20 protein-coding genes are annotated in these 24,379 nt (G+C 38.7%); 9 read left to right on the top strand and 11 right to left on the bottom strand.

The annotated features are described in order from the left end of the window. Positions 1-85 precede the first annotated feature (85 nt). The 3 genes from DS885_RS12880 to DS885_RS12870 all read left to right on the top strand — a co-directional run bounded on the left by DS885_RS12880 (position 86) and on the right by DS885_RS12870 (position 4,347). The gene (locus tag DS885_RS12880; RefSeq protein ID WP_113819831.1) at positions 86-2,149 is read left to right on the top strand and encodes a catalase; all 2,064 of its coding nucleotides are present in this window, start codon (positions 86-88) and stop codon (positions 2,147-2,149) included. Positions 2,150-2,242: 93 nt separating this feature from the next. Further along, the gene (locus DS885_RS12875; protein WP_113819830.1) at positions 2,243-2,506 is read left to right on the top strand and encodes a DUF7218 family protein; all 264 of its coding nucleotides are present in this window, start codon (positions 2,243-2,245) and stop codon (positions 2,504-2,506) included. A gap of 110 nt (positions 2,507-2,616) precedes the next feature. After that, the gene (locus tag DS885_RS12870; protein ID WP_113819829.1) at positions 2,617-4,347 is read left to right on the top strand and encodes an alpha-amylase family glycosyl hydrolase; all 1,731 of its coding nucleotides are present in this window, start codon (positions 2,617-2,619) and stop codon (positions 4,345-4,347) included. Between the two features lie 192 nt (positions 4,348-4,539). Here the strand turns inward: DS885_RS12870 and DS885_RS12865 are convergent, their stop codons facing one another. The 4 genes from DS885_RS12865 to DS885_RS12850 all read right to left on the bottom strand — a co-directional run bounded on the left by DS885_RS12865 (position 4,540) and on the right by DS885_RS12850 (position 8,803). Further along, positions 4,540-5,484, bottom strand: coding sequence for a formate/nitrite transporter family protein (locus DS885_RS12865; protein WP_113819828.1), 945 nt, complete (start codon positions 5,482-5,484; stop codon positions 4,540-4,542). Between the two features lie 405 nt (positions 5,485-5,889). Then, positions 5,890-6,384 (bottom strand): general stress protein, encoded by a 495-nt coding sequence (locus DS885_RS12860; protein ID WP_113819827.1) that lies wholly within the window; start codon positions 6,382-6,384, stop codon positions 5,890-5,892. A gap of 941 nt (positions 6,385-7,325) precedes the next feature. Next, on the bottom strand, positions 7,326-7,943 hold the full coding sequence (locus tag DS885_RS12855; protein ID WP_113819826.1) for a DsbA family protein: 618 nt from the start codon (positions 7,941-7,943) through the stop codon (positions 7,326-7,328). Next, complete coding sequence (locus tag DS885_RS12850; protein WP_113819825.1) at positions 7,937-8,803, bottom strand: MBL fold metallo-hydrolase; 867 nt, start codon at positions 8,801-8,803, stop codon at positions 7,937-7,939. Before DS885_RS12850 ends, DS885_RS12855 begins: the two co-directional genes overlap by 7 nt. 106 nt (positions 8,804-8,909) lie before the next feature. On the opposite strand from DS885_RS12850, the gene DS885_RS12845 reads away from it, so the two are divergent. Beyond that, the gene (locus DS885_RS12845) at positions 8,910-9,800 is read left to right on the top strand and encodes a LysR family transcriptional regulator (protein ID WP_113819824.1); all 891 of its coding nucleotides are present in this window, start codon (positions 8,910-8,912) and stop codon (positions 9,798-9,800) included. A 313-nt stretch (positions 9,801-10,113) separates the two neighbouring features. Next, a complete protein-coding gene (locus DS885_RS12840; RefSeq protein WP_258546910.1) occupies positions 10,114-10,482 on the top strand; it encodes a ribosome recycling factor family protein in 369 nt (122 codons plus the stop codon). A 291-nt stretch (positions 10,483-10,773) separates the two neighbouring features. Here DS885_RS12840 and DS885_RS12835 read toward each other — a convergent pair whose 3' ends face one another. Beyond that, positions 10,774-12,024 carry a cation:proton antiporter gene (locus DS885_RS12835; protein ID WP_113819823.1) on the bottom strand — a complete coding sequence of 417 codons (1,251 nt, stop codon included), beginning with the start codon at positions 12,022-12,024 and terminating at the stop codon, positions 10,774-10,776. Between the two features lie 473 nt (positions 12,025-12,497). Here DS885_RS12835 and DS885_RS12830 point away from each other — a divergent pair, with 473 nt between their 5' ends. Then, the gene (locus DS885_RS12830) at positions 12,498-12,668 is read left to right on the top strand and encodes an acetyltransferase (RefSeq protein WP_113819822.1); all 171 of its coding nucleotides are present in this window, start codon (positions 12,498-12,500) and stop codon (positions 12,666-12,668) included. Beyond that, positions 12,668-13,057, top strand: a complete 390-nt coding sequence (locus tag DS885_RS12825; protein ID WP_113819821.1) for a type II toxin-antitoxin system death-on-curing family toxin — start codon at positions 12,668-12,670, stop codon at positions 13,055-13,057. The genes DS885_RS12830 and DS885_RS12825 overlap by 1 nt, the downstream gene beginning before the upstream one ends. A gap of 476 nt (positions 13,058-13,533) precedes the next feature. Here DS885_RS12825 and pnp read toward each other — a convergent pair whose 3' ends face one another. Continuing rightward, positions 13,534-15,645 (bottom strand): polyribonucleotide nucleotidyltransferase, encoded by a 2,112-nt coding sequence (gene pnp / locus DS885_RS12820; protein ID WP_113819820.1) that lies wholly within the window; start codon positions 15,643-15,645, stop codon positions 13,534-13,536. Positions 15,646-15,905: 260 nt separating this feature from the next. Between pnp and DS885_RS12815 the strand changes: the two genes are divergently transcribed. After that, positions 15,906-16,562, top strand: a complete 657-nt coding sequence (locus DS885_RS12815; protein WP_258546909.1) for a glutathione S-transferase — start codon at positions 15,906-15,908, stop codon at positions 16,560-16,562. A 58-nt stretch (positions 16,563-16,620) separates the two neighbouring features. Here the strand turns inward: DS885_RS12815 and DS885_RS12810 are convergent, their stop codons facing one another. After that, entirely contained in the window at positions 16,621-17,268 is a 648-nt protein-coding gene (locus DS885_RS12810; protein WP_113819819.1) for a TenA family protein, read from the bottom strand. Positions 17,269-17,509: 241 nt separating this feature from the next. On the opposite strand from DS885_RS12810, the gene DS885_RS12805 reads away from it, so the two are divergent. Further along, on the top strand, positions 17,510-17,890 hold the full coding sequence (locus tag DS885_RS12805; RefSeq protein WP_113819818.1) for a VOC family protein: 381 nt from the start codon (positions 17,510-17,512) through the stop codon (positions 17,888-17,890). A gap of 77 nt (positions 17,891-17,967) precedes the next feature. On the opposite strand, the gene DS885_RS12800 is transcribed toward DS885_RS12805, so the two are convergent. From DS885_RS12800 to amt, 4 genes are all read right to left on the bottom strand, one after another. Further along, on the bottom strand, positions 17,968-18,771 hold the full coding sequence (locus DS885_RS12800) for an ABC transporter ATP-binding protein (RefSeq protein ID WP_113819817.1): 804 nt from the start codon (positions 18,769-18,771) through the stop codon (positions 17,968-17,970). Further along, positions 18,768-19,673 (bottom strand): ABC transporter permease, encoded by a 906-nt coding sequence (locus tag DS885_RS12795; RefSeq protein ID WP_113819816.1) that lies wholly within the window; start codon positions 19,671-19,673, stop codon positions 18,768-18,770. The genes DS885_RS12800 and DS885_RS12795 overlap by 4 nt, the downstream gene beginning before the upstream one ends. A 12-nt stretch (positions 19,674-19,685) precedes the next feature. After that, the gene (locus DS885_RS12790; protein WP_113819815.1) at positions 19,686-20,645 is read right to left on the bottom strand and encodes an ABC transporter substrate-binding protein; all 960 of its coding nucleotides are present in this window, start codon (positions 20,643-20,645) and stop codon (positions 19,686-19,688) included. Between the two features lie 247 nt (positions 20,646-20,892). Beyond that, positions 20,893-23,943, bottom strand: coding sequence for an ammonium transporter (gene amt, locus DS885_RS12785; RefSeq protein WP_113819814.1), 3,051 nt, complete (start codon positions 23,941-23,943; stop codon positions 20,893-20,895). Between the last annotated feature and the right edge of the window lie 436 nt (positions 23,944-24,379).

Raw genomic sequence — 24,379 nt, 5'->3', positions numbered from 1 at the left:
TTTTTATTACTATTAATCAATGAGGTAAGTGTTCAATTGTTAACCTCTAAACATTAATTTTTAACCCAAAGATTAAGGATTAGATATGACAGAATCATTTAAATACTCAGGCGGTAAAGGCAAAGGCGGAGAACTTCACCAATCAAATGATGATTACCCCACCATGACCACCAGCCAAGGTTGTCCAATCAGTGATGATCAAAACTCTTTAAAAGCCGGAGCAAATGGCCCTACCTTGATGGAAGATCATGTATTAAGGGAAAAACTGTTTCATTTCGATCATGAAAGAATTCCAGAGCGAGTGGTACATGCTAGAGGATATGGTGCGCATGGTTACTTTGAAACCTACGAATCATTATCTGATATAACTTGTGCAGATATCTTTCAGCGAGCAGGTGAAAAAACACCTTTATTTACACGAATCTCAACGGTAGCAGGTAACAAAGGCTCAGGCGATTTGGCTCGTGATGTGCGAGGTTTTGCTGTTAAGTTTTACACTAAAAAAGGCAATTGGGATCTTGTAGGTAATAATATTCCTGTCTTCTTCATTCAAGATGCCATGAAATTTCCTGATTTAATACATGCAGCAAAAGAAGAGCCTGACAGAGGCTTTCCGCAAGCACAAACAGCACATGATAATTTCTGGGACTTTGCCAGCCTAACACCTGAAGCAATGAATATGGTGATGTGGACAATGTCCGACCGTGCGATCCCCCGTTCATTGCGTTTTATGGAAGGTTTTGGAGTGCACACCTTTAAATTGATTAATGCTAAGGGTGAAGAAAAATTTGTTAAGTTTCATTGGAAACCTAAACTCGGTATGCAATCAGTGGTTTGGAATGAAGCACTCAAAATAAACGGTGCAGATCCTGATTTTCATCGTAGAGATATTTGGGAGTCGATTTTAGCGGGAGATTATCCTGAATGGGAATTAGGCCTGCAAGTGTTTGACCAGCAATTTGCTGACGATTTTGAGTTTGATGTTTTTGACCCCACTAAGCTAATTCCTGAAGAGCAAGTACCGATTAAAATTGTTGGCCGTATGGTTCTTGATCGCTTAGTCGACAACTTTTTTGCTGAAACTGAACAAGTCGCATTCTGTACCCAAAACATAGTGCCGGGTGTTGATTTTACACCAGATCCTTTATTACAAGGCCGTAATTTCTCTTATTTAGATACTCAAACTAAACGACTTGGTGGCCCCAACTTCACTGACATTCCGATTAATGCACCAAAATGTCCAATGCATCATTTTCAACAAGATGGGCACATGGCAATGAAAAATCCAAAGGGTCGTGTTAATTATGAACCTAACTCTTGGGATGCAGATGAAAATAATCCTCGCGCTTGTCCTGAACAAGGTTTTAAAAGTAGTACAGAGCAAATGACCGGAGATAAAACACGCTATCGTTCTGAAACGTTTTCAGATCATTATAGCCAAGCTCGCCAGTTCTATCTCAGCCAAACAGGCGTAGAGCAGAAACACATTCAATCTGCACTTGTGTTTGAATTATCAAAAGTCGAAAAATTAGCTATCCGAGAACGTTTAGTATCACACCTCATCAATATCGATAAAAAGTTAGCTGAAAACGTCGCTACAGGTTTAGGTTTAGAAACCATGCCAGAAGCCGCTGAAGCAGCAAAAGCAACACGTACCGATTTACCTGTATCAGATGCTTTGAGTATATTAAAAAATTCAAAAAATACTTTCAAAGGTAGAAAATTGGGTATATTAATATCAGAAGGTTTTGACGGTGCATTATTTAAATCAGTTACTGATGCATTAGCTGATGAAGGTGCTCGATACGAAGTGGTTGCAGCAGACATAGGCGGCGCAGCTTGTTCTAAAGGTAATCACGTTAAAGCACAGCAAGCTATTGCCGGTGGTCCATCTGTCTTATACGATGCAGTATTAGTCCTAGTGAGTAATGACGGAGCTGACTATTTTGCAACAGTGCCCGAAGCTAAAGATTTTATTAGTGATGCTTATGCCCACAAAAAATTCATTGGTTATACGCCTGAAGCACAAGCTTTACTCAAAGCCGTAGGGTTAGATGAGGTAGAAGATAACGGGATGATTAACCTAGAAGATAAAGAAGCGGATTCATTTATTAACACACTTCGCTCATTGCGTTTCTGGCAACGCTAGGTCAATTAGACAGTTATCACTAAGCAAGACCTATGAATGAATAATAAACGACCGTTAACTCGGTCGTTTTCTCACCACTAAAGGGGGAAAATTATGTCTCATCAACATGGTAAACAAATTAAAAATGATAGTGTTTACGAAGCCTTAATTAACCAAGGAAACAGTAAAGAAAAATCGGCCCGCATTGCCAATGCGCAAGCAAATCCAGAGATGCATCCATCTAAAAAAGGCGGGAAAGCGCAGCCATATGAAAGCTGGACTAAAGCAGAATTGTACAAGCGAGCGCAAACATTAACCATTAATGGCCGCTCTAAAATGAATAAAGCAGCATTAATTGAAGCGTTAAGATCCCATTAGTTAATCACCCCAAGTAATTCAGAGGGCATATTAATGATAGTTTCAAAAAATTAAATAATAGATAACTCGCTACTTTCATCTTTTCGAGTACATCATTGGAGCATAAAACTATGTCAACATATCAAGGTGTTTTAGGTGTGAATAAAATTGATAAAGGTTACCAATTTTCAGTATGGGCACCCAATGCTAAATCCGTTTCTTTAGTGGGAGACTTTAATGACTGGGACGAAGACCAAAATACAATGCAACAAGCAGATAACGGGATTTGGTGGGTCGATATTCCAACAGCCGCTAATAATGATGAGTATAAATTTTGTATTGAATCTGCCGATAATAAAAACAACAAAAAAAACGATCCTCGCGCTAGAAAAATGACTAACAGCGTAGGCAATTCAATCATATACGATGATGATTTTAATTGGAAAATAGACGATTTTGAATTACCTCCTGTCCATCAAAGAATCATTTACGAAATGCATATCGGCACCTTTAATCAACTATCAGGCGAACGTGGCACCTTTAACTCTGCAATCGAAAAGCTGGATGATTTAGTTGAATTAGGCGTAAATGTATTAGAAATAATGCCAGTTAATGAATTCGCCGGAGATATTAGCTGGGGTTATAACCCAGCAGCGCCCTTTGCTATTGAAGAAGCTTATGGTGGTCCCGATGGTTTAAAGCAATTTATAGATGCAGCACATCAGCGAGGCATGGGTGTCATTTTAGATGTTGTTTATAATCATTTAGGACCAAGTGATTTGAACATATGGCAATTCGATGGTTGGAGCGAAAACGATAAAGGCGGCATTTACTTTTACAATGACCAACGAAGCTCAACCCCCTGGGGCGAGACCCGACCTGACTATGGTCGCATCGAAGTGCGCGACTACATTAAAGACAATGCATTGATGTGGTTGCGAGAGTTTAAAGCCGATGGGTTGAGAGTAGATATGTTGCCCTTTATGCGCTGTATTTCTGGGGCAGACAACGGACAAGATGATATCCCAGAAGCCTACGAGCTTATCCAGGATATCAATTCAACCATCAAACAACACTTTCCTAATAAAGTGTGTATAGCCGAAGATCTACATAAACATGATTTCATCACCGATCCAGTAGAACAAGGTGGATGTGGTTTTACATCGCAGTGGGATGCAGAATTTGTACACCCAATACGAGCAGCGTTAACTCAACCAACCGCTGAAGATATAGACCTTGATAAAATAGTAGGCGCCCTACTGCATAGTTACAGTGGTAATATTTATTCACGGGTTATATACACAGAATCACATGATGAAGTTGCTAACGGACAGGCTAGAATAGTAGAAGAAATTGCCCCCGGCCACGTTGACGATGATTTTTTTGCTCGTCAAAAAGGGATTATTGCAGCCACGTTAGTGTTAACAACGGCTGGAATCCCAATGCTGTTTCAAGGGCAGGAGATGAAAGAAAGTGGTTGGTTTGATGACAATGAAGCCCTTAATTGGCAAAAAAAAGAGCAATTTAATGAATATTACACAGCCTTCCAACAATTAATTGCATTACGTAAAAATAGTGAGGGTCATTCAGCAGGGTTAACAGGTGACCAAACACACATTATTCACCGAGATGACGCGCATAAGATTATTGGATTCAGCCGTTCAAATGGTGTTGATGATGAACAAATTAATGTTTACCTGAATCTATCTGATGTTGAAATAGAGGAGTATGTATTAAGTGAACTACATGAAGAGGCCACCTGTTTATTTGCGTGGTCTGATGGCATAGTGACTGAAGAGGTTAGCGTAAAGAATGGCTCTATCAACATACCTAAATACAGTGTGTTCATTTTTTCCAATTAGGTAAAGAAAACAAACTGGACAGTCATAAATATTTAAAAAAGTATTACTGATCAATAACGAGTCGTCAAAGTTTATGGGTGTCCGCTACTTTTAGTTAATAGATAACATTGTAAAATAACCAATGATTTACGCTACATTGATAATATGCTTTAAATACAGAATGGGATATAGACATTATTTACAGTCGTTTTCTCATTTATTAAGACCTCTAATATGCCCATAATTCAATAGGGCAACAAAAATGCTGCCGCCAATCGCATTCCCTAATAAAGCTAATAAGATAACCGGTGTAATCGTCATTAATGTAATCTCAGGAGACATTAGATAACCAATAAATAATTCTACAGATCCGGCAATAGAATGATGAAGACCCCCAATACCGATAAGAAATGTAGCAATATAAATACAAAGAATTTGACTGGAAGTTGAATGTGTAGAAAGAATTGTCCAAGCACCAATGGCCATTAACCACCCTGCTAATACAGCACTAATAAGTAAACTAATTGAGTCATACTGTAAAACATGCTCAGCAACTAATAAATATCCCTCTTTAGCATGAATAACAGGTTCGGCAGCATTCAATAAGACTGAAATGGTAAAACCACCGGCCAGATTACCTAAAATAACAATGACCCAAAGTTTTAATGCACCAGCAATATCAGTACTACCATCAAGTAAAGGATAAACAGCTGTGGCGGTGTGTTCAGTAAAGAGCTGCGTACGGCTTAATATGCATAAAACAAAGCCAAGAGGATAAACTAACGCCATAAATACACGGTTAATACCTTCCGTGCTCCCCACAATACTTGTCATCACCGCGACAGCTAATACTGTAAACCCGATGATCATCCCTGCAGCAACCGAGGATAATAGTAAGCCTAAAATAGGCCTCTCTATTTGGCTTTTACCCTCATGTATTGCAAGTTGTAATATATCGTCAGCATGCCTGAAGGTACCGTCAATGCGTTTTACAATGACTTCTTTATAGTGTTCAGCTTCTATTTTTCGTTCTTTGCCTCTTTCACTTTTACCTTGTTCAATATTGTGCTGACCAATACGTTTTTTAATCTTATCGATATGATAAGTATCATGTTGATCTGTGATGTTTTTTTTCTTGAGTATCGTTTTATTTGTCATCATTTTACTCTTTTATATTTAACATAAATAAAAGTTACATTAACAAGAAAAACAGCCTAAAGAAGAACAGTAAAGAAGTTAATAAGATTGGCAATCAGAGATGTTGACATTAAGCATCCCTTTTACGCATTAATGAACACGTATTAGCTGAATATCGCTTAAAAATTAATACCTTATTTACGATGTTTTTTAGAAAGACTCTTTTACAAAAAACAGACATAAGTATAGAGATTATAGGTAAATGAATGGTTTATTTTTGGTAAATTGGGTTTGTAAAGGGGCAATAGCATTCTTGCCCCTTAAGTTAAATGTCAATCAACGTTTCTATAATAGTTATTCAATCTTTATTACCTATTACACAACGTCATTTGCCATTTAATGGTACCGATTACGCTATAGCTACTTTTATGCTGTAGCTACTTTTTCAGCATTCATACCTTCTAGGATATCTTTAACTTTATCTTTGTTATCGCTATTGTATTGCACACCGATAAGTACAGAGCCTTTCTCGATAGCATCTTCGTAATATTTAACTTCGTGTTCAGGAATAAATGCACCGATAACAGCACCTAAACTACCGCCTACTGCTGCGCCAGCGCCACCCGCTGAAAATGCTGCGACTAATGGACCTGCAACGAGTAAACCTGTGCCGCCTGTTGCAACGGCACCAACAGTTGTAAACCCTGCAATAACTGCTGCTAATATACCTGTAGATGCGGCACCTACAATGCCACCTTCAGCGGCTTTTGTACCTTCGTCTACAGCAAAGTCATCTGTAGAATATGAGTCATTAGCTATTACACTTATGTCATCTTGTTTAACGCCAATTGCTTCTAATCTATGAATTGCAGCACTTGCTTTTGATGAATTTTCGAATAATCCAGTAATTACTTTGCTCATAATGAAACCTCTTGTTAGTTAAAAACTAGCTAATTTATTACCTTAGCTATAGTGGTATCAGCAATCACTGTGCCAGCATGAACCTTTGCGCGTTCAAAAAATAAAATAACATTAATTATCAGCAACTTAAAATTTAATACTTATTATTAGAAATCAATATTATTGTGTATTGCTTCATTGCTTCATTGCTAAAATAGGTTTACGTGTAAGCTTTACATCAGTTATTATAATTTTTACACGCTCTATGTTAGTTAAACTGGCTCTAGTAAGTTATTAATTTTTTAATAACCTTTACTATCTTTAGATAACTGACAAATTAAGAAATAATTAATATATAAACTGCGCACAACAGACCAGTCAGGCAAAAACAACTTATGCAGGACAGCCAATGTTTTTAAAATATAAAACAGACCTATATGATTGCCCACATCATCGCGAGTATTAACGAATACACTTTTTAGTGTGTAAAGATAAAGAATAATGCTCATTTTCAGACAAATCAGAGAATCTGCGCATGCAGGCCATCAACGAATGCTAATTATCTTTTTATTGAACATGGTTACAGAAAGTGAATAGGTGACCGCGATCTTATTATGATTGGTACTGTTTACTAACGGCCCAGTCGTGAACATCATAAATAAGCACACTATCAGCATCATTTGATAGCGCGGTGCCCTTTTTAACCTCCGCCCATTTACTGCGGTAGATTTGATTAAACATAAACCCAATTTTAACCCTCAATAAGCACTTTCCTACACATTAATAATCTCAAGATTCGTCAATATCAAATCTCCTTTAACGACAATATAACACTAGGTCAATATGAGCCTAGTGTTTAGGTTATAAAACATAAGTGGCACGAGCTTAATGAATTAAGTACTTATAAGCTCGAGTCACTCTCTTTATCCAGCGTAATAACTAGATGCCAAATAAGCTATATGCTATAAGCTTTCTAATAACGCTCTCCATCCTGTGATGTTGTTATAAAATTGAGCATGAGGTAATCGAGTATATTTACCTTCTTTTTCTACTATAAAAGAGGGAAAACCTTGAAGGCTCCATTGTTGCATTAACATATGGCTCTTCTGAATCGCATTAGAAGAGTGCCCCCCCTCTGCTGACATCAAATCAAACCAGTGATGTTTATCTGCCCCCAGCCTAATCGCAATTTCAGCTAATACGTTAGGATTACTTGTATCAAGTGCTGATTGATAATGAGCTTGCTGAATCGACTTCAGCATCAAAAAGCCCTTGTCATAATGTTTTTCCATAACCCAAATAGCTTGAGCCGTTATATATGAATCCAGTATGATCGATTCATTACCACTCAGTCTTTCATGATAAGCTTGAGAAAATACCTGCCCAGTACTCAATGCGATTTTTTGATCATGACTCTGCGCCATTTTCCTAAACCCACTATCTATTTCTCTTCTTTTGATCATGCCTCCAGGGTGCATAACTAATTGAATAGATGTCATTTCATACATCATTTCTACAAGGGGAGTTGCTCCGAAGCACCACCCGCACATTGGATCATATAAATAGTGAATTTTTACCATTTCATCTCCCCCATATGAACCTTTGCACCTATATTCAACGCAAGTGGAAATGAGGCATTAGGGTAAGCTTCCGACATTTTATTGATCAACTCTTCAGCATTTGTGCTGTGTTGTTTTTCTTGTTCGAATTTCTTTAAGTATAAAGCGGTATAGTTGATGTTATCTGGTGTTAGACTGGTATTAGGAGTCATATGCCCAGGTACTGCAATAAGTGGATTTAATCTTTGCATTTCAGCTAATTGTGCCTGCCATGCATCCAATTTCTGTTGGCTTTGAGTATCTGCAGTCCACACATGCAAATTACCAAATATTCCAATATTCCCCACTATTGCTTTTATTGATGGGATCCAAAGGTAAGGTCGATATGCAAGTAAACCTGATGTCCCGTGAATCTCTACTTTATATCCATCTATAGTAAAAGCACTGTCGGTGATTGCTTTAGGTAATATTGGTGAATGAGGGGCATTGTTACCCATTTTAGGTCCCCAAAAAGCTAACTTTCCAGCCATTTTACTTTGGATCACTTTTTGAACTGCTGGTGTTGTGATTATTTGTGCATTAGGAAATATCTGCTTTAGCATTTCTGTACCAAAATAATAATCAGGATCCGCCTGACTAATGAAAATGGTCGTGAGTTTTTTACCTGAATCAAGTACGTTAGCTGCAATTCTTAAAGCATCAGCCTTAGTAAAACCAGCATCTATGATAGCAGCCTCTGTCTCACCGTATATCAAGGTTGAGTTAACGTGAAAGCTATGACTATCTGCGTTATATACTTTTAATGATAGTGCTGTTTCACTAGTTGCATATGCTGTATTAGCAAATAGTATCGAGGCGATAATTAATATAATTTTGTTCATTCTGTTACCCATGTCATTTATTGAAGTGGGGATAATTATGAATGATTGATTGGTACGTTTATATACACAATAATGTACAATATTGTTTCATAGATCGGACATATAAATGGATAGAATAAAAGCAGCTCAAGTATTTATTGATGTGACACGTTCCGGCAGTTTTACTGCAACGGCTGACAGACTAGAGATGTCGAGACCAATGGTTACTCGTTATGTAGAGACAATGGAAAACTGGTTTGGGGCACGCTTACTTCACCGTACAACTCGAAAGGTAACACTAACGACGATAGGTGAAGAGTGTCTTGAAGATGTAGAGCAATGGCTCAGCGTTGCTGATAAGCTTGTTTCTAATATTAAATCTTCAAAAGAGTTGTCAGGTTCAATAAAAATAGCCACCAGCATGTCTTTCGCTCACTCTCAATTTATGGCTGCTATTTGTGCGTTTATGTCGTTACACCCCAAAGTTAAAATTGATGTGAATCTACAAGATACCGCTATCGATTTAATAGAGGGTCAAATTGACTTAGCGATTCGAATTGCCTCTGCACCAGATCCTGCTTTGATAGGGAAACCTATTGCAGTATGCCGGTCAATCATCGTTGCCAGCCGAGCTTATTTAGCAACAAAACCAACCATTTTTACACCTGAAGATATCAGCTCACATGAATGTCTTAGTTACGTTAATTTTGAACGCCATGTTTGGCATTTAAAACGTGAAAATGAACATAAGTCTTTACATGTTAATTGTAGATTAACAGCCAATGAAGCCACCGCTCTACTTGAAGCGACTTTGTGTGGTGCAGGTTTATCAATGCAACCGACTTATATGGCCAACGAAGCTGTGAAGAGAGGTGATTTAGAACATGTATTACCTGATTGGAAAGCAAATGACATGAATATATATGCATTATATTCATCTCGGAAATTCTTGCCTCCAACAGTTCGCGCTTTAGTTGACTTCCTAAGTGAATATTTTAAACAGCACCCTTGGGATTGATCATAATAATAAATAAATTGTCCCATTAACAAAGGTATTTACGATTGGGAAAAGTGATTCAGAGTCAGTCTTTTTAATTACTTTTTCTTCTGAACAAGAAAAAGTAAAGTCACCGACAAGGCAAAATGCTACTAATAATAATCGAGAAAAACCGGCGAGCTCAGGTTAAGAATAGGTCAAATTAGTGGACATATATATAAATTAAAATGGTGGATGAGTGCCGCAAAGCTTTCCTTAAACGCTTCATTTATTCGTCAAATGATTCTACAGACGTTATTATTTATTGTTATCCAAAACCTTGCTGGAAAAATCTGTGCCGAATAACACCACAACCAGGCTCTCCATTAAGTTAGACAACTTTCTGCATCGCATTGATTGTAAGGTAAGGTTAATAGCATTGGTTACTGAGTATGGTTGCAGTTTAAAACGTATTCGTCGTTCTAAAAACTGGTCACTCACAGGCACGCAAAGCCAACTTGTTACGATAAGCGAGCAGTTAAAGCAGGGAAGAACGCTGTGGATTGCAGAAGCGATTAATAAAGACTTAGCGAAGCCTACCTTTGATTTAACAGCAATCGTTCAATCAAACTCCGACATGACGCTCAATCGTTTAATAGCAGAAACAGGCTGCACATTAACAGAAGCCAGAGCCGCCCTGGATAAAGCAGAAGATTTCATTTAAGCCTCTTGTCACTATTTAATCATTTTATCTTTCACGGTTTGTTATTATTAAAACCAAAAAATTTGATAGTCAATGCGGTTACAACTACCCCATTGTCTGGATGAGAAAGCGATTCGGTGGCCAGTTTCTTTGTCTCCTTTTTTCTAAAAGCAAGGAGGTCGCCAACAAGGCGAAACCACAGCCAATAAAGCGCTTCCAGCTACGACAAGCGAAGACGAGGCAACTCTTAAACAATGACCATTTAAACAAATACCCATTCCCACACCCCGTACGAAAGCCAGTTATTTGTAGTTAACCGATCGTTTTAGCCACTTTACCAATACTCAAACCTTGAATTAAAATAGAAAACACCACAACCGCATAAGTGAGGGTCAATAAAATATCGCGCTCTGTTCCATCAGGTAATTGCAATACCAGTGCAACCGAAATACCACCACGCAAACCACCCCATGTTAAGACTTTCCACGCCCCCGATGGCAAGGCTAATTGTTTATTAAATATAGTGGTGGTTGTCCCGACAACGATTAAACGTGCAAGTAACGCGATTAAAACGGTTACCCCACCAGCAATAACCAAATTGCTCGAAAACGCAATCATGACCACTTCGAGCCCTATCAGTACAAACAAAATGGCATTTAAAATTTCGTCAATCAGTTCCCAAAACAGATCAACGTAATGGCGTGTTTTGTCGCTCATCGCCATACTACGACCATGATTACCCACCATTAAGCCCATCATGACCATTGCCAGTGGTCCCGACAAATGCCAATGGCTTGCAAGTGTATACCCGCCGATAACGCCCGCTAAAGTCAGTAGCACCTCTTCTTGGTAACTATCAATGCTTTTAAGCAGGTAATATAAAATCCCCCCTAATACCAAACCAAAAACAATACCGCCGCCCGCTTCAACTCCGAACGTATGCGCTACATGGTAGGTAGTAGGAATATCTCCGCTGGATAACACCCCCAATAAAAGCACAAAAATAACCACGCCTATACCATCGTTAAATAACGATTCGCCTGCGATTACTGTTTCAATACTTTTGGGGGCGCCCGCGGATTGTAAAATCCCCATTACCGCAATCGGATCCGTTGGTGAAATTAAGGCACCAAACAGTAAGCACCAAATAAACGCTAAATCAAAACCAAGCAAAGGAAGTAGTAAATAAAGCGCACTAGCAATAATCACGGTCGATAACAAGGTACCAACACACGCCAAAATACCTATTGGTAATTTATATCGCCTTAAATCACTCACATTGACGTGCAGCGCTCCAGCAAAAAGTAGCATAGAGAGCATCCCATCAAGCAAAACTTCAGTAAAATCTAACTGGTCAAGCAAGCTCACTTCGTAATCGATAAAATCATCAAACCCTAAAAATCCTAAAAATATAGCGCCAATAGATAAAAGCATTGAAATAACCATCACACCAATGGTGGTGGGTAAGCCAATAAAGCGATGGTTTACATAGGTGAGTAACGCGGTAATGGATAAAAATATCGCACTTATTTCAAGTACGCTTAAGCTGGTTGCTGATGCCATAATTTAAGCCTCAATTTTTATTGAATGATACTTTGCTCAAAACAAGTAAAGCAGAAGGGTTATTATGCGGTTTTCTCGTATTATATTGATATAGCGTAAACAAGCACACCCACAATATTAATACACCGCATGATTATAAATACACAATACATTGATAGTAATGAGAAGCGCTGAAAAGTTAACCCCTTAACATCTGAGTAAATCAGCATTCCCACGCGGAGCATGGAATGAATAACAACTACAACGAACAGCGATACGCTATAACTCAACGTGGCTCCCCCCCAAAAAACCGTTGAGCTTTCCCAACCAATTAAAAACGTATTAATAATATACAAAGACAATAATAAACTAGGTGACAGCTGGTAATAGTAGTAGTTTTTTAAAAACCCAAATTGTTGTTAACGCTTACAGATATTTCTGTATATTAAATTGTTAGCTTTACGCTATAATCAACTTTAACAATAGAGGTAATTATGAATAAAAAAATTGAAAGATATGGTGTAAATGCTGTTGAAAGACCTTCGATTAAAGCGACAAAAAATCTTGATTTGTCAGGGTTATATGGTCAGCAAATTGTCAAATCTGAAACTAAACTAGCACTGAGAACGCACAAAAAAACCTTTCAAAAGTTGGCTAATATGTAATGAATATTATTTGCTTTCCATTTGAAAGAGTAATTGAAATCAACAATATCATTTTATCAACCGAACCTGGTTACAAAGGAGAAGTTGATGTAGCCAAGTTACAAGGCGCACTTGGACGCGTAGATAATGCAATTGTTTACCAAGGTCTTGATGATATTTTTGAAATAGCTGCCAAGTATACTGTTAGTATTGCTATTTCCCATGCCCTTCCCGATGCAAATAAACGAACAGGTCTAGCCGTAGCCCTAGAATTTTTATCTCTCAATGATTATGAACTCACTACTGATAATGAGCTTTTTGCTGAAGCAGTCCGAGATTTGGTGATTGATGAATTAACTGAACTAGAGTTTGCTGACCTTTTATATTCCCAATATATAAGCGAGCAATAACCTTAAGGGACAACTATAGATACAGAGTGAGTCATCTTTTTTCTCTAGATATTTTTTAGGAACAAAAAAGTAAGCCGAAGCTTGCTCTATCAAGTTATGCAAAGGTTTACTTAAATAAAAGAAAACCTTAAAAAATTACTCAGCTGCTGGAACTTCTTCTTTCTTCTCAGCTGCTTCTTTCATAGAAAGATGGTCGCGACCTTGGCGGCTTACTTTTAAACCTTAAGCTTCTAGTACTTTAACGTTAACTTCTTGACCTTCTTTATTACACCAAATACATAAGAGGCTAATGATGAGTAACCGAAACGCAGTTTCGCAGTGCGAAGAAGAAACGGATACTTTTTATACACGTTCTTCACCGTTATTTTTGGTATAGCTGTGAGATGCGAACAAGAGCGCCTTTCTTCTTTTAGCGTTTTATAATCATAAAAAAAGGAAGCCGAAGCTTCCTTTTTAAAGTTAAGAGTTAAGAAAGATTACTCAGCAGCTGGTGCCGCTTCTTCTTTCTTCTCTGCAGCTTCTTTCATAGAAAGACGTACGCGACCTTGGCGGTCTACTTCTAGTACTTTAACTTTAACTTCTTGACCTTCTTTCAGGTAATCAGATACTTTTTGTACACGCTCTTCACAGATTTGTGAGATGTGAACAAGACCGTCTTTACCAGGAAGGATGTTAACGAATGCGCCGAAGTCAGCTAGACGAACAACCTTACCTGTGTAGATAGTACCTACTTCAACTTCAGCTGTAAGTGCTTTAATGCGGTTGATTGCATCGTCAGCTTGCTCACCAGAAGTTGCAGCAATTTTAACTGTACCGTCATCTTCGATTTCGATCGTTGTACCCGTCTCTTCACATAGAGAACGGATAACTGCACCACCTTTACCGATAACATCACGGATTTTGTCCGTGTTGATTTTCAGTGTGTGGATACGTGGAGCAAATTGTGAAATATCTTGGCGACCTTCAGAAATTGCTTCATCCATTACAGATAGGATGTGTAAACGTGCAGCTTTTGCTTGGTTTAATGCAATTTGCATGATTTCACGTGTGATACCTTCAATTTTGATATCCATTTGTAAAGCAGTGATACCGTTTGTAGTACCCGCTACTTTAAAGTCCATATCACCAAGATGATCTTCATCACCTAAGATATCAGAAAGAACAACGAACTCTTCGCCTTCTTTCACTAGCCCCATCGCGATACCCGCAACAGATGCTTTAAGCGGTACACCAGCATCCATAAGCGCTAGAGATGAACCACAAACAGAAGCCATTGAAGATGAACCGTTAGATTCAGTGATTTCAGAGACAACACGTACTGTGTATGGGAATTCTTCAACCGTAGGCATTACAGCTAATACACCACGTTTAGCTAGACGACCGTGACCAATTTCACGACGCTTAGGCGAACCAACAAAACCAGTTTCACCTACACAGTATGGAGGGAAGTTATAATGTAGTAAGAAGTGATCTTTCTTCTCACCCATTAGGCTGTCGATGATTTGTGCATCACGTTGTGTACCAAGCGTAGCTGTTACTAATGCTTGCGTTTCACCACGTGTGAATAGAGAAGAACCGTGAGTACGTGGTAATACACCAGTACGAACGTCAAGTGCACGAACACTTTCAGGATCACGACCATCGATACGCGGCTCACCTTTGATAATGCGAGTACGTACAACAGTTTTCTCTAAATCGTGTAGGTATTCACCTACTTGTTTAGCAGCTAGCTCTTCGTCAGCAGCTAATAATTTTTCTTTAACTTCAGCAGTGATAGCTTTGATTGCGTCGTAACGCTCGCCTTTATCACTGATTTGGTAAGCTTCTTCAAAACGCGCTTGCGCTTCAGTTGCAACAGCAGCATCAAGTGCTTCGTTACGTGTTGGAGCAGTCCAATCCCATGCAGGGCGAGCTACTTCAGCAGCAAATTCTTTAATTGCAGAAACAACAGCTTGTTGCTCATCGTGACCGTATACTACCGCGCCTAACATTACGTCTTCGCTTAAGATACCAGCTTCAGATTCAACCATTAATACAGCGTTGTCTGTACCAGATACAACTAAGTCTAGTTCACTTGTTTCTAGTTCTGTTTTAGTTGGGTTAAGTAGGTATTCACCATCTTTATAACCAACACGAGCACAACCGATAGGACCGTTAAAAGGCATACCAGAGATAGATAGTGCCGCAGATGTTGCGATCATAGCTACGATATCTGGGTTAACTTCTGGGTTGATTGAAACAACAGTTGCAATCACTTGTACTTCGTTTTTGAAACCTTCAGGGAAAAGAGGTCGAACTGGACGGTCAATAAGACGTGCAATTAACGTTTCTTCTTCAGATGGACGACCTTCACGTTTGAAGAAACCACCTGGGATTTTACCTGCAGCGTATGTTTTTTCTTGGTAGTTAACAGTCAGAGGGAAGAAATCACGCTCTTGATCATCTGCATTTTTACCAACAACAGAAACGAATACACATGTATCGTCCATGCTACACATTACAGCGGCAGTTGCTTGACGAGCAATTACGCCTGTTTCTAGTGTTACCGTATGTTCGCCATACTGGAAACTTTTAACAATAGGAGTCATTTTTTTTCCTTTAATAGTATTATTTTCATTTTGCTTTTTATCGCGCCGACAGTATACGTGATGCAAATAAGTTTGAACATTTTTTAGATAAAAATTTTAAGAGAAAGCCAGCAGCACCATCAAAAATAAACCGTTAAACAATGAACCCTTTAAAAAGTGTACAAATTCAGCCTAGCAATTCTACAATCATTTTCTGTGCTGGTTCGTTGTTTATTGTACAGGTAGTATATGAACTATTTACGTCTGTTATGCGAGTTCAAATGCCAAGCGATTTACCTATTCTTTATTCACTTCAACATTGCCCTTATGCAATGCGGGCTCGAGTCGCTATTTTTCGTTCACAGCAACCGGTATTAATACGTGCTATTAAACTCAATAATAAACCACCTGAAATGTTAGCGTTATCCACTAAAGGCACGGTGCCGATGCTCGTATTACCAGATAACCAGGTGATTGAAGAAAGCCTCGATATTATCTTAAAAGTATTAAACGACAGCGACCCACACCAATTACTCACAGCGCATGGTCAGCAACCTCTTACCGATATCATTGCCATTATCACTGAATTTGAACAAGGCTTCTTTGTTGCTGTTGAGGCCTATAAATGTGCTAAACGTTATCAAGAGACAAATATTATGGAATGCCGTCAAGCCTGCGAGGTGTACTTACAAAAGTTAGAAGATCGTTTAACCCAACACACTTTTTTAACCGCTGACCGTGAGGGGTTATTAGATATTGCATTGATGCCTTTTGTTCGCCAATTTTCAAAAGTAGAACGACAATGGTATCAACAATCGCCCTACCCTAAACTAAGAGCTTGGTTAAATAGTTACTTGCAAAGTGCGATGTTTACTAAAGTCATGGCAAAACATGAGTTATGGGTTGATGGACATAAAGATATTACGTTTGGAGGGTAAAATAACAGCTCAACACTGAATATAAGCATTGAGCTGGTAACGTGCTCATTCTAATAAATTATGCATAACACGCATCAAAAAACTGCTTTTCTAATAACACTGCCTGCTGAAAGTACGCTTGTATCGTTGCTTGTTGACTTACATCTGCAGCAAGGTAAGCAGTATCAAGTTGTGTGCGTAAATACTCAACCACTGATTCAAAATACTCTCCTGAATGTAAGGTGATCCATTCCCCAAAGTAAAAAGGCAATGAGGCAACGCAGTCAACAACCGGCTCGGCCCAACTTAAGTAGACCCATTCAGCGACACACAAAACTGCAACCATATTGCCATATTCACCGCTGTTAGCCGCTTTTAACATTAATGCTTGAAAGTCACTGGTTGGTTTTAATAAGGCAGGAGAAACGCGCTGAGATTGTTCCACCTCCAACATGTCAAAAGAGCGTTGAAAGTAAGTATTTTCAGGGCCTGCGATATTGCCTAGGAAATGCGCTAAAGGTAAACGGTCAGGTAAAGATGGTGCATGATGTATTGCAGAAGCTGCTAAACGGACGAAGTTATCGATAAACGTATAATCTTGCGCTAAATAAACACGCATTTTAGCTAAGGGTAGATTACCGTCAGCCAATTCAAGACAAAAAGGATGAGTAGTCGCGGCAGACCAGTTATTAATACAACTTTGTTTTAATTGTTCACTTACGCGCATTATTTTTTCCTAGTTGGTTAATAGAGAGGGGCAAACAATACTATTGTTTTAATGAATCTGTAACCTTGCTTTGTAAATTCGCTTCTACTTTTTAGTTTATCTTTATGTGCGCTCTCTCATTTTATTACCAATCAAGACTATAAATTCAATTTTTATAATCTAACTCTCCCTATCCAACTTGAATTGTCATAACGCTCATGTATTAATCAAATAGTTTATGTAACAGTCAGAGGAGAAGAATATGCCTAACAATCCCATTGGTTGGTTTGAGGTTTATGTGAATGATTTAGATCGAGCCAAAACCTTCTACGAAAGTGTATTTGAGGTCAGCTTAGAAAGTATTGGTGACCCAAATGATAGCAGCATACAAATGCTCGCCTTCCCTTCTGATATGGAAAGGTATGGTGCAACGGGTGCTTTAGTTAAAATGGATCATGTATTAGCTGGCGGCGGTGGCACACTTGTTTATTTTTCATGTGATGATTGTGCCATTGAAGAAGCCAGAGTCACAGCTGCAGGCGGTTCAATTCAAAGGCCTAAAATGGATATAGGTGAATATGGCTTTATCAGTTTAGTGGTCGACTCGGAAGGTAATATGATTGGCTTACATTCAATGACTTAGTTAAACCTTTTTAACAGTTATAAAAATAAAAAAAGAGCCCTTAGGCTCTTTTTAGTGTTGATAAGATTAAGCAAACATTAAGCGCCTAGTAACAACTTATCATCATCTAACTCTTCACCGTCACTTTTAGCTTGAGCAAATAGGTTCAAAAGGTCTTTCACTTCATAACCAGCACGTTTTTCACCCGCTAAGTCAAAGATGATCTTACCTTCATGCAACATGATAGTACGTGAACCATGGTCTAAGGCTTGACGCATTGAGTGAGTGACCATCATTACTGTTAACTGCTTTTCAGCAATAATTTGTGATGTGATATCCATAATCAATGCAGCGGTTTTTGGATCTAATGCTGCTGTGTGTTCGTCTAGCAGTAAAATAGTACTTGGCTGTAATGCAGACATTAACAAACTAACCGATTGGCGTTGACCACCCGATAACAGCCCCATTTCACTTTCCAAACGATTCTCTAAACCTAGGTTTAAACGGCTTAATTGTTCGCGGAATACTTTACGCATTTTGCTGTTAAGCGCAGAAGACAAACGCCCTTTTTGACCTCGACCATAGGCTAGCGCCATATTTTCTTCAACAGTTAAGTCACCACAAGTTCCCGCAAGTGGATCTTGGAATACACGTGCGATATCAGCAGTACGCCCTGTCGCAGGTAACTTAGTCACATCACGGTCACCAAATAATATTTGCCCTTTGGTGCTATTAATATCACCAGCAATGGTATTTAACAGTGTGGATTTACCGGCACCGTTTGAACCAATAACTGTAACAAATTCACCCATGGGGATAGTTAAATCGATACCACGTAATGCTAGCTTTTCCGTCGGTAACCCTCGGTTAAAGGTAACATGTAAATCTTTACAACAGATCATGCTTCATTCCTCGCAGCTTGTTTGGCTTTCCATTCTTTACGTAATTTAGGGAATATTAATGCGAGTGCTACTAATACTGCCGTAATTAAATTAAGGTCTGAGGCACTGAATCCTAAGAAGTCAGCATTCAATGCTAAAGAAACCGCTAAGCGATATAACACTGAGCCCACAATACAACTTAATACAATCACATACATAGAACGACTTGCGAATAATGATTGACCAATGATCACCGCCGCTAAACCAACAACGATAGTACCAATACCCATGGTCGAATCAGCAAAACCATTAGTTTGTGCAAACAATGCCCCCGCTAAACCAACAAGACCATTGGACAAAGCTAAACCTGCGTAGACTTTTTGTTTAACCACAATACCATTAGCCTGTGCCATACGTTTATTTGAACCTACTGCGCGCATTGCTAGACCGTATTGTGTCCTTAAGAACCAAGCCACTAACAAACCACCAGCAACCGCACATACAGCAACAAAAATCACACGCATGTACATATCAGGTAACCCAAAGATCCCTTCAAATGGCGTTAAGATGGTTGGCTCCATGATTAACGCTACATTTGGTTTGCCCATTACACGTAGGTTGATGGTATACAGTGCAGTCATGGTTAAGATACTGGCTAACAGGTGCAAGATATCAAAACGTAAGTTCAACCATGCAGTGACTAACCCAGCACAAGCAGCCGCTAAAGTACCCGCCAACGTAGCTAATAATACGTTAACACCCATTACAATCAGTGTTGCAGTGACTGCAGCACCTAAAGTAAAGCTACCATCAACGGTTAGATCGGGAAAATCTAAAATACGAAAAGTAAGGTAGACCCCAATGGCAACTAAACCATAAATGAGGCCAATTTCTAAGGTACCTAAAAATGAAAAAAGTGACATAGTGTTCCGTTCTTATTTAATAACTTTAGTAGCGCGTGTTAACACAGCTTCAGGGACTTCAACGCCCATACGCTCAGCCATTTTAGGGTTAACAAATAAGTCAGTTCCCTTAGCTAATTTCACATCAATTGCACCTGGTTTTTCGCCATCTAAAATACTCACAACGATATCACCAGTCTGACGGCCTAAATCAAAATAGTTGTAACCAACCGCCGCAACTGCACCACGTGCAACTGTATCTGTATCACCAGCAAATACTGGAATTTGCGCATCGATACCCACTTTAATCACAGACTCTACCGCACTGATAATGGTGTTATCGATTGGACAGTAAATCGCATCCACTTTACCGACTAATTGCTTACTCGCAATCATCACATCAGAAGATTTAGGAGCAGCAGATTCAATCACTTTAATACCCATTTCAGCAGCGGCTTCTTTAAGCGCAGCAACACTTGATACTGAATTCGCTTCACCTGGATTGTAAGGTACGCCTAATGTTTTTAAGTTAGGAACAAACTCTTTAATTAATTCTAAATGTTGTTTAACGTTTACCATGTCTGATAAACCGGTCACGTTACCGCCTGGTTGCTCAAGTGTTTGTACTAACTTAGCGCCAATAGGGTCTGTTACCGCAGAGAATACAACAGGGATATCACGGCTTACGCTGACCGCAGCTTGCGCAGATGGCGTAGCAATGGCAACAATCACGTCTGGTTGCTCACCTACTAATTTACGTGCTATTTGCGCAGCAATAGCTGGCTGACCTTGTGCACTTTCATAAGTAAATTTTAGTTCATCACCTTTATATTTACTTTCGTCTAATACCGCTTTAATACCATCGCGAACCGCATCTAATGCAGGATGTTCAACAATTGCAGTAGTCGCAACATAAACAGGTTTTGCTTGTAAACCAGAAGAGATAAGTGCCGCAGCAAGGAGAGTTGTTTTAACAATTGAATTTAGCTTCATAATATAATCCTTTAGGTAAGCTATTTTAATGAGATAAAGCATGGCGATAGTGTGTGGCACGCCATCTAGCAGGTTTTATTGCGCTTAACGTTACCAGTTAACTTTCAGATTACCAAGCACCTCGTATTAAAATCAGCAATAGATCCTTGTTACATCAAAAAATGTTTCATTTCTTGTATAAAAATTAAAACTAGCCTTGATAAATAGCCTTTTTTTCAATCAATTATTATTGAGTCATTATTACCGACTAAGCACCTTGCTGATTGAAATACAGTAACTCTATCTCTTTTGCGACCTGTGGTTTTGAGAAAAAGTAACCTTGAAATACCTGACAGCCATGCGCTAACAAAAAGTCTAACTGAGTGTGATCTTCTACCCCTTCCGCGACGGTGGCTAAACGTAAGCTCTTGGCTAAATTAATAATGGTTGCGCAGATTTCGCCATCCTCAACTAACGTGGCACAATCATCAACAAAAGACTTATCGATTTTTAATACATCAATAGGTAAACGTTTTAAGTAATTTAAAGAGGAGTAACCAGTCCCAAAGTCATCAATGGAGATTTTAATATTTAACGCTTTAAGCTGTGACAACACATCAATACAACGGTCAATATCCGTGAGTAATACCCCTTCGGTAATTTCAATTTCTAGTAAATTAGCATCAAAATTATGTTCAGATAATAACTGTTCGATAAAAGGCACTAAGCGCTCTGAAACAAGGTGTTTACCTGAAATATTCACTGATACGGGTACATTTTTATAGCCTTTATTCTGCCATTCACCTAATTGTTGAACCACTTCTACTAAGGCAAACTCACCAATATTGATAATTAAATCCGACTCTTCAGCGATTGGAATAAACTCCGCAGGCGAGATAAAACCCTCTTTAGGATGGTTCCAACGCATTAATGCTTCAAAACCTAACAACTCTCCAGTTTGTGTCACTTTAGGTTGATACACTAAATGAAACTGTTCACCAGAATGAATACCCACTAGCATCTCTTGCTCATAGTTAAAGTTACGTTGAGCACTATCTATCATTTCCATCTTAAAGATTTGGTAATTATCACGCCCACGCTCTTTGGCATGATACATCGCGATATCGGCATGCTGAATCAGCTCTTCCGCTTTATATTGTTTGCCTTTTTCAGTCATTACAACCCCGACACTGGTAGGGATAGTGAGGTTACGCCCAGCTAGTTGTAATGGGTTACGCATGATGGTTAATACATCATTGGCTTTTCTATTGGCGACTTCAGCGGTGAAGTTACCCGTCATAAAGATAACAAACTCATCTCCCCCCCAACGAGCAATAATATCGTTAACATGCGTGACTTTAATTAATCGAGTTGCCACTTCACATAACAGATCATCACCGGCTTTATGGCCTAGGGTGTCGTTTATTTTTTTAAACTTATCTAAATCCATAAAGAACAGCAAAATGTTGCCATCTTTATACTGATTTAACTCAATTGCTTTGCTTAACGAGTCCATTAAGTATGTACGATTATATAAACCGGTTAAGGGATCGCTATAGGCAAGTTGGCGTAAATTATCCTGTAGTTTTAATTGGCGGGTCACATCGCGAATATGTAAGGTAAACTCATTATCCTTACTACCACCGAAGTTAGCACTGGTCACGGTAATTTCCGCTGAAAACGTTTCAGTCACATTACGTACTAAGGTAATACTGTTGCGAATATTACGTAAAATACCTTCTGAACCTGAGAACTTACACGCTAAGCTAGCTTCAATCACCTCTCTATCCGCATCCTGTATAAACAGGTCAATAAAACGTTTTCCTTTAACTTGCTGTTTAATACAACCAAAATTACGCTCTGCAGAAGGGTTGAATTCAATGATTTCACCGGCTAAGTTAATGATAATAATACTATCCATAGACGATTCGAGGATCGCACTTTTACGTTTTTCACTAGAGCGAAAATCATCAAGTGCGTTATCACGTTTAGATATCTCACTGTTTACCCGTTCAATCACCTCATTGTATTGACTAGCGATCTGCCCTACTTCAGTGAATGGCTCTACCGGTACCGGCTTATTAAATGCACCCGCTTCTTTTTGCTGATGCATGGTGCTTAGTAAATCAATTAATTCAGTAGAAGCTTGATGCTCTGAAATATTCATGCCCTGAAACTCAGACTCAACAGAAACACGTAAAGGGATAAACCGCTTTAGCAATGAAATCAATAGATAGCTTAATGCAAAACAATAAACACCTATACTAACCACACCGATTAACTGTGCTTGAAGTTGCTCCCAACGAGTAAGCCCAGTGCCTAATTCAGATAAATCTGCAAATAAAGCAACGGCTATGGTTCCCCATATGCCAGCAAACAAGTGAGAAGGCACAACACCTAAAGCATCATCTATTTTCAACTTTTCTAACCACAGGGTAGAAAAATATAAAATAGCGCCGCCAACAATACCAATCAGCATCGCCTGAAATGGAGTGACAACATGGCAGTTTGCAGTGATTGACACTAATCCAGCAATCACCCCATTTAAGATAAAACCAACATCAAAAAAGCGTTTAAAATAGTAATGTAAAATAGAAGAGACAATACCGCCCCATGCGGCAGCTAAACAGGTGTTTAAGATGATTAGTGGTACTTTATCTGTTAACTGTAAGGTGCTTCCGCCATTAAAGCCAAACCAACCGAACCATAGCAATAACACGCCAAGTACTGATAGAGGGACATTATTGCCCGTGGGGAAATCTTTTTTATCATCAAAGCGGCCTAGCCTTGGCCCAATAATGATAATGGCAGCTAGGGCAACATAACCACCAACGGAATGCACCACGGTTGACCCCGCAAAATCAACAAAACCAAGTGATTCTAACCAGCCTTGATTACCCGCTTGATAAGCCGAGGCCCACACCCAATGACCAATCACCGGATAGATAGCCGCTGATAATATACCGGTAATACAAAGGTAACCGACAAAGGTCATTCGCTCTGCAACAGCGCCTGAAAGTAGAGTCGCCGCAGTACCACAGAACATCATTTGAAAGAGGAAAAAACTGATTTGATAAGGGGATTGGTGTTCGCCAACAAAGAAACCACTAAAACCTAATATGCCATTGAAGGAATCGCCAAACATAATAGCAAAACCAAAGATCCAAAAGATAACGCTAGAAAAGATAAAGTCAGAGATATTTTTAGCGGCAACATTGATGCTATTTTTACTACGAATTTTGCCACTTTCTAAACATAAAAATCCTGCCTGCATACAAAATACTAATAATGCGCAAATAAGCAGCCAAGAAAAATCCATTTTGTTTAACCCTTTTTATATTTATTGAGCAATACACCATGACGCTACAGCAAAATTTGGACAATCAAAAAGAGCGTATTACTATTTATAGTTTATATAAATATATGAATAACATGGAATTTACAACAACAAAAGAGCCAGTTTGGAGAATTTAGATAAGGTTTACTATCACGAATTTGACTAATAGATACCAACAAAATGCTCGCAATAAGCAGGTAACCAAGGGGATTGAATACCGTTTATTAGTAAGTTTTTATAAAGAAGGAGTTATACCAATTGTATTAAATAACTGATCTAAATTTTGCGCCGGAAAAATGGCTTAGTTTGAGGCGTAAGTTGATGTAAATGGTTGTTCCCTATACGAAACTTACAACGAAAAAATAAGTTGTTTTAACAAGTAAAATAGATCAGTTACTTACTATGATTGGTATTATTA

Source organism: Psychromonas sp. B3M02 (assembly GCF_003318165.1).
In the GTDB taxonomy this organism is placed as follows: Bacteria; Pseudomonadota; Gammaproteobacteria; order Enterobacterales; family Psychromonadaceae; genus Psychromonas.
The sequence above is the reverse complement of the archived record's forward strand: the minus strand, read 5'-3'. Positions and strand labels throughout refer to the sequence as shown.

Coding starts and splice junctions, on each gene's coding strand:
- DS885_RS12815 (WP_258546909.1), top strand. CDS start 15,906: ATGCCAAGCGATTTACCTATTCTTTATTCACTTCAACATTGCCCTTAT.
- DS885_RS12830 (WP_113819822.1), top strand. CDS start 12,498: ATGAATAAAAAAATTGAAAGATATGGTGTAAATGCTGTTGAAAGACCT.
- DS885_RS12875 (WP_113819830.1), top strand. CDS start 2,243: ATGTCTCATCAACATGGTAAACAAATTAAAAATGATAGTGTTTACGAA.
- DS885_RS12825 (WP_113819821.1), top strand. CDS start 12,668: ATGAATATTATTTGCTTTCCATTTGAAAGAGTAATTGAAATCAACAAT.
- DS885_RS12800 (WP_113819817.1), bottom strand. CDS start 18,771: ATGATCTGTTGTAAAGATTTACATGTTACCTTTAACCGAGGGTTACCG.
- DS885_RS12845 (WP_113819824.1), top strand. CDS start 8,910: ATGGATAGAATAAAAGCAGCTCAAGTATTTATTGATGTGACACGTTCC.
- DS885_RS12860 (WP_113819827.1), bottom strand. CDS start 6,384: ATGAGCAAAGTAATTACTGGATTATTCGAAAATTCATCAAAAGCAAGT.
- amt (WP_113819814.1), bottom strand. CDS start 23,943: ATGGATTTTTCTTGGCTGCTTATTTGCGCATTATTAGTATTTTGTATG.
- DS885_RS12790 (WP_113819815.1), bottom strand. CDS start 20,645: ATGAAGCTAAATTCAATTGTTAAAACAACTCTCCTTGCTGCGGCACTT.
- DS885_RS12805 (WP_113819818.1), top strand. CDS start 17,510: ATGCCTAACAATCCCATTGGTTGGTTTGAGGTTTATGTGAATGATTTA.
- DS885_RS12855 (WP_113819826.1), bottom strand. CDS start 7,943: ATGGTAAAAATTCACTATTTATATGATCCAATGTGCGGGTGGTGCTTC.
- pnp (WP_113819820.1), bottom strand. CDS start 15,645: ATGACTCCTATTGTTAAAAGTTTCCAGTATGGCGAACATACGGTAACA.
- DS885_RS12880 (WP_113819831.1), top strand. CDS start 86: ATGACAGAATCATTTAAATACTCAGGCGGTAAAGGCAAAGGCGGAGAA.
- DS885_RS12810 (WP_113819819.1), bottom strand. CDS start 17,268: ATGCGCGTAAGTGAACAATTAAAACAAAGTTGTATTAATAACTGGTCT.
- DS885_RS12835 (WP_113819823.1), bottom strand. CDS start 12,024: ATGGCATCAGCAACCAGCTTAAGCGTACTTGAAATAAGTGCGATATTT.
- DS885_RS12850 (WP_113819825.1), bottom strand. CDS start 8,803: ATGAACAAAATTATATTAATTATCGCCTCGATACTATTTGCTAATACA.
- DS885_RS12865 (WP_113819828.1), bottom strand. CDS start 5,484: ATGACAAATAAAACGATACTCAAGAAAAAAAACATCACAGATCAACAT.
- DS885_RS12870 (WP_113819829.1), top strand. CDS start 2,617: ATGTCAACATATCAAGGTGTTTTAGGTGTGAATAAAATTGATAAAGGT.
- DS885_RS12795 (WP_113819816.1), bottom strand. CDS start 19,673: ATGTCACTTTTTTCATTTTTAGGTACCTTAGAAATTGGCCTCATTTAT.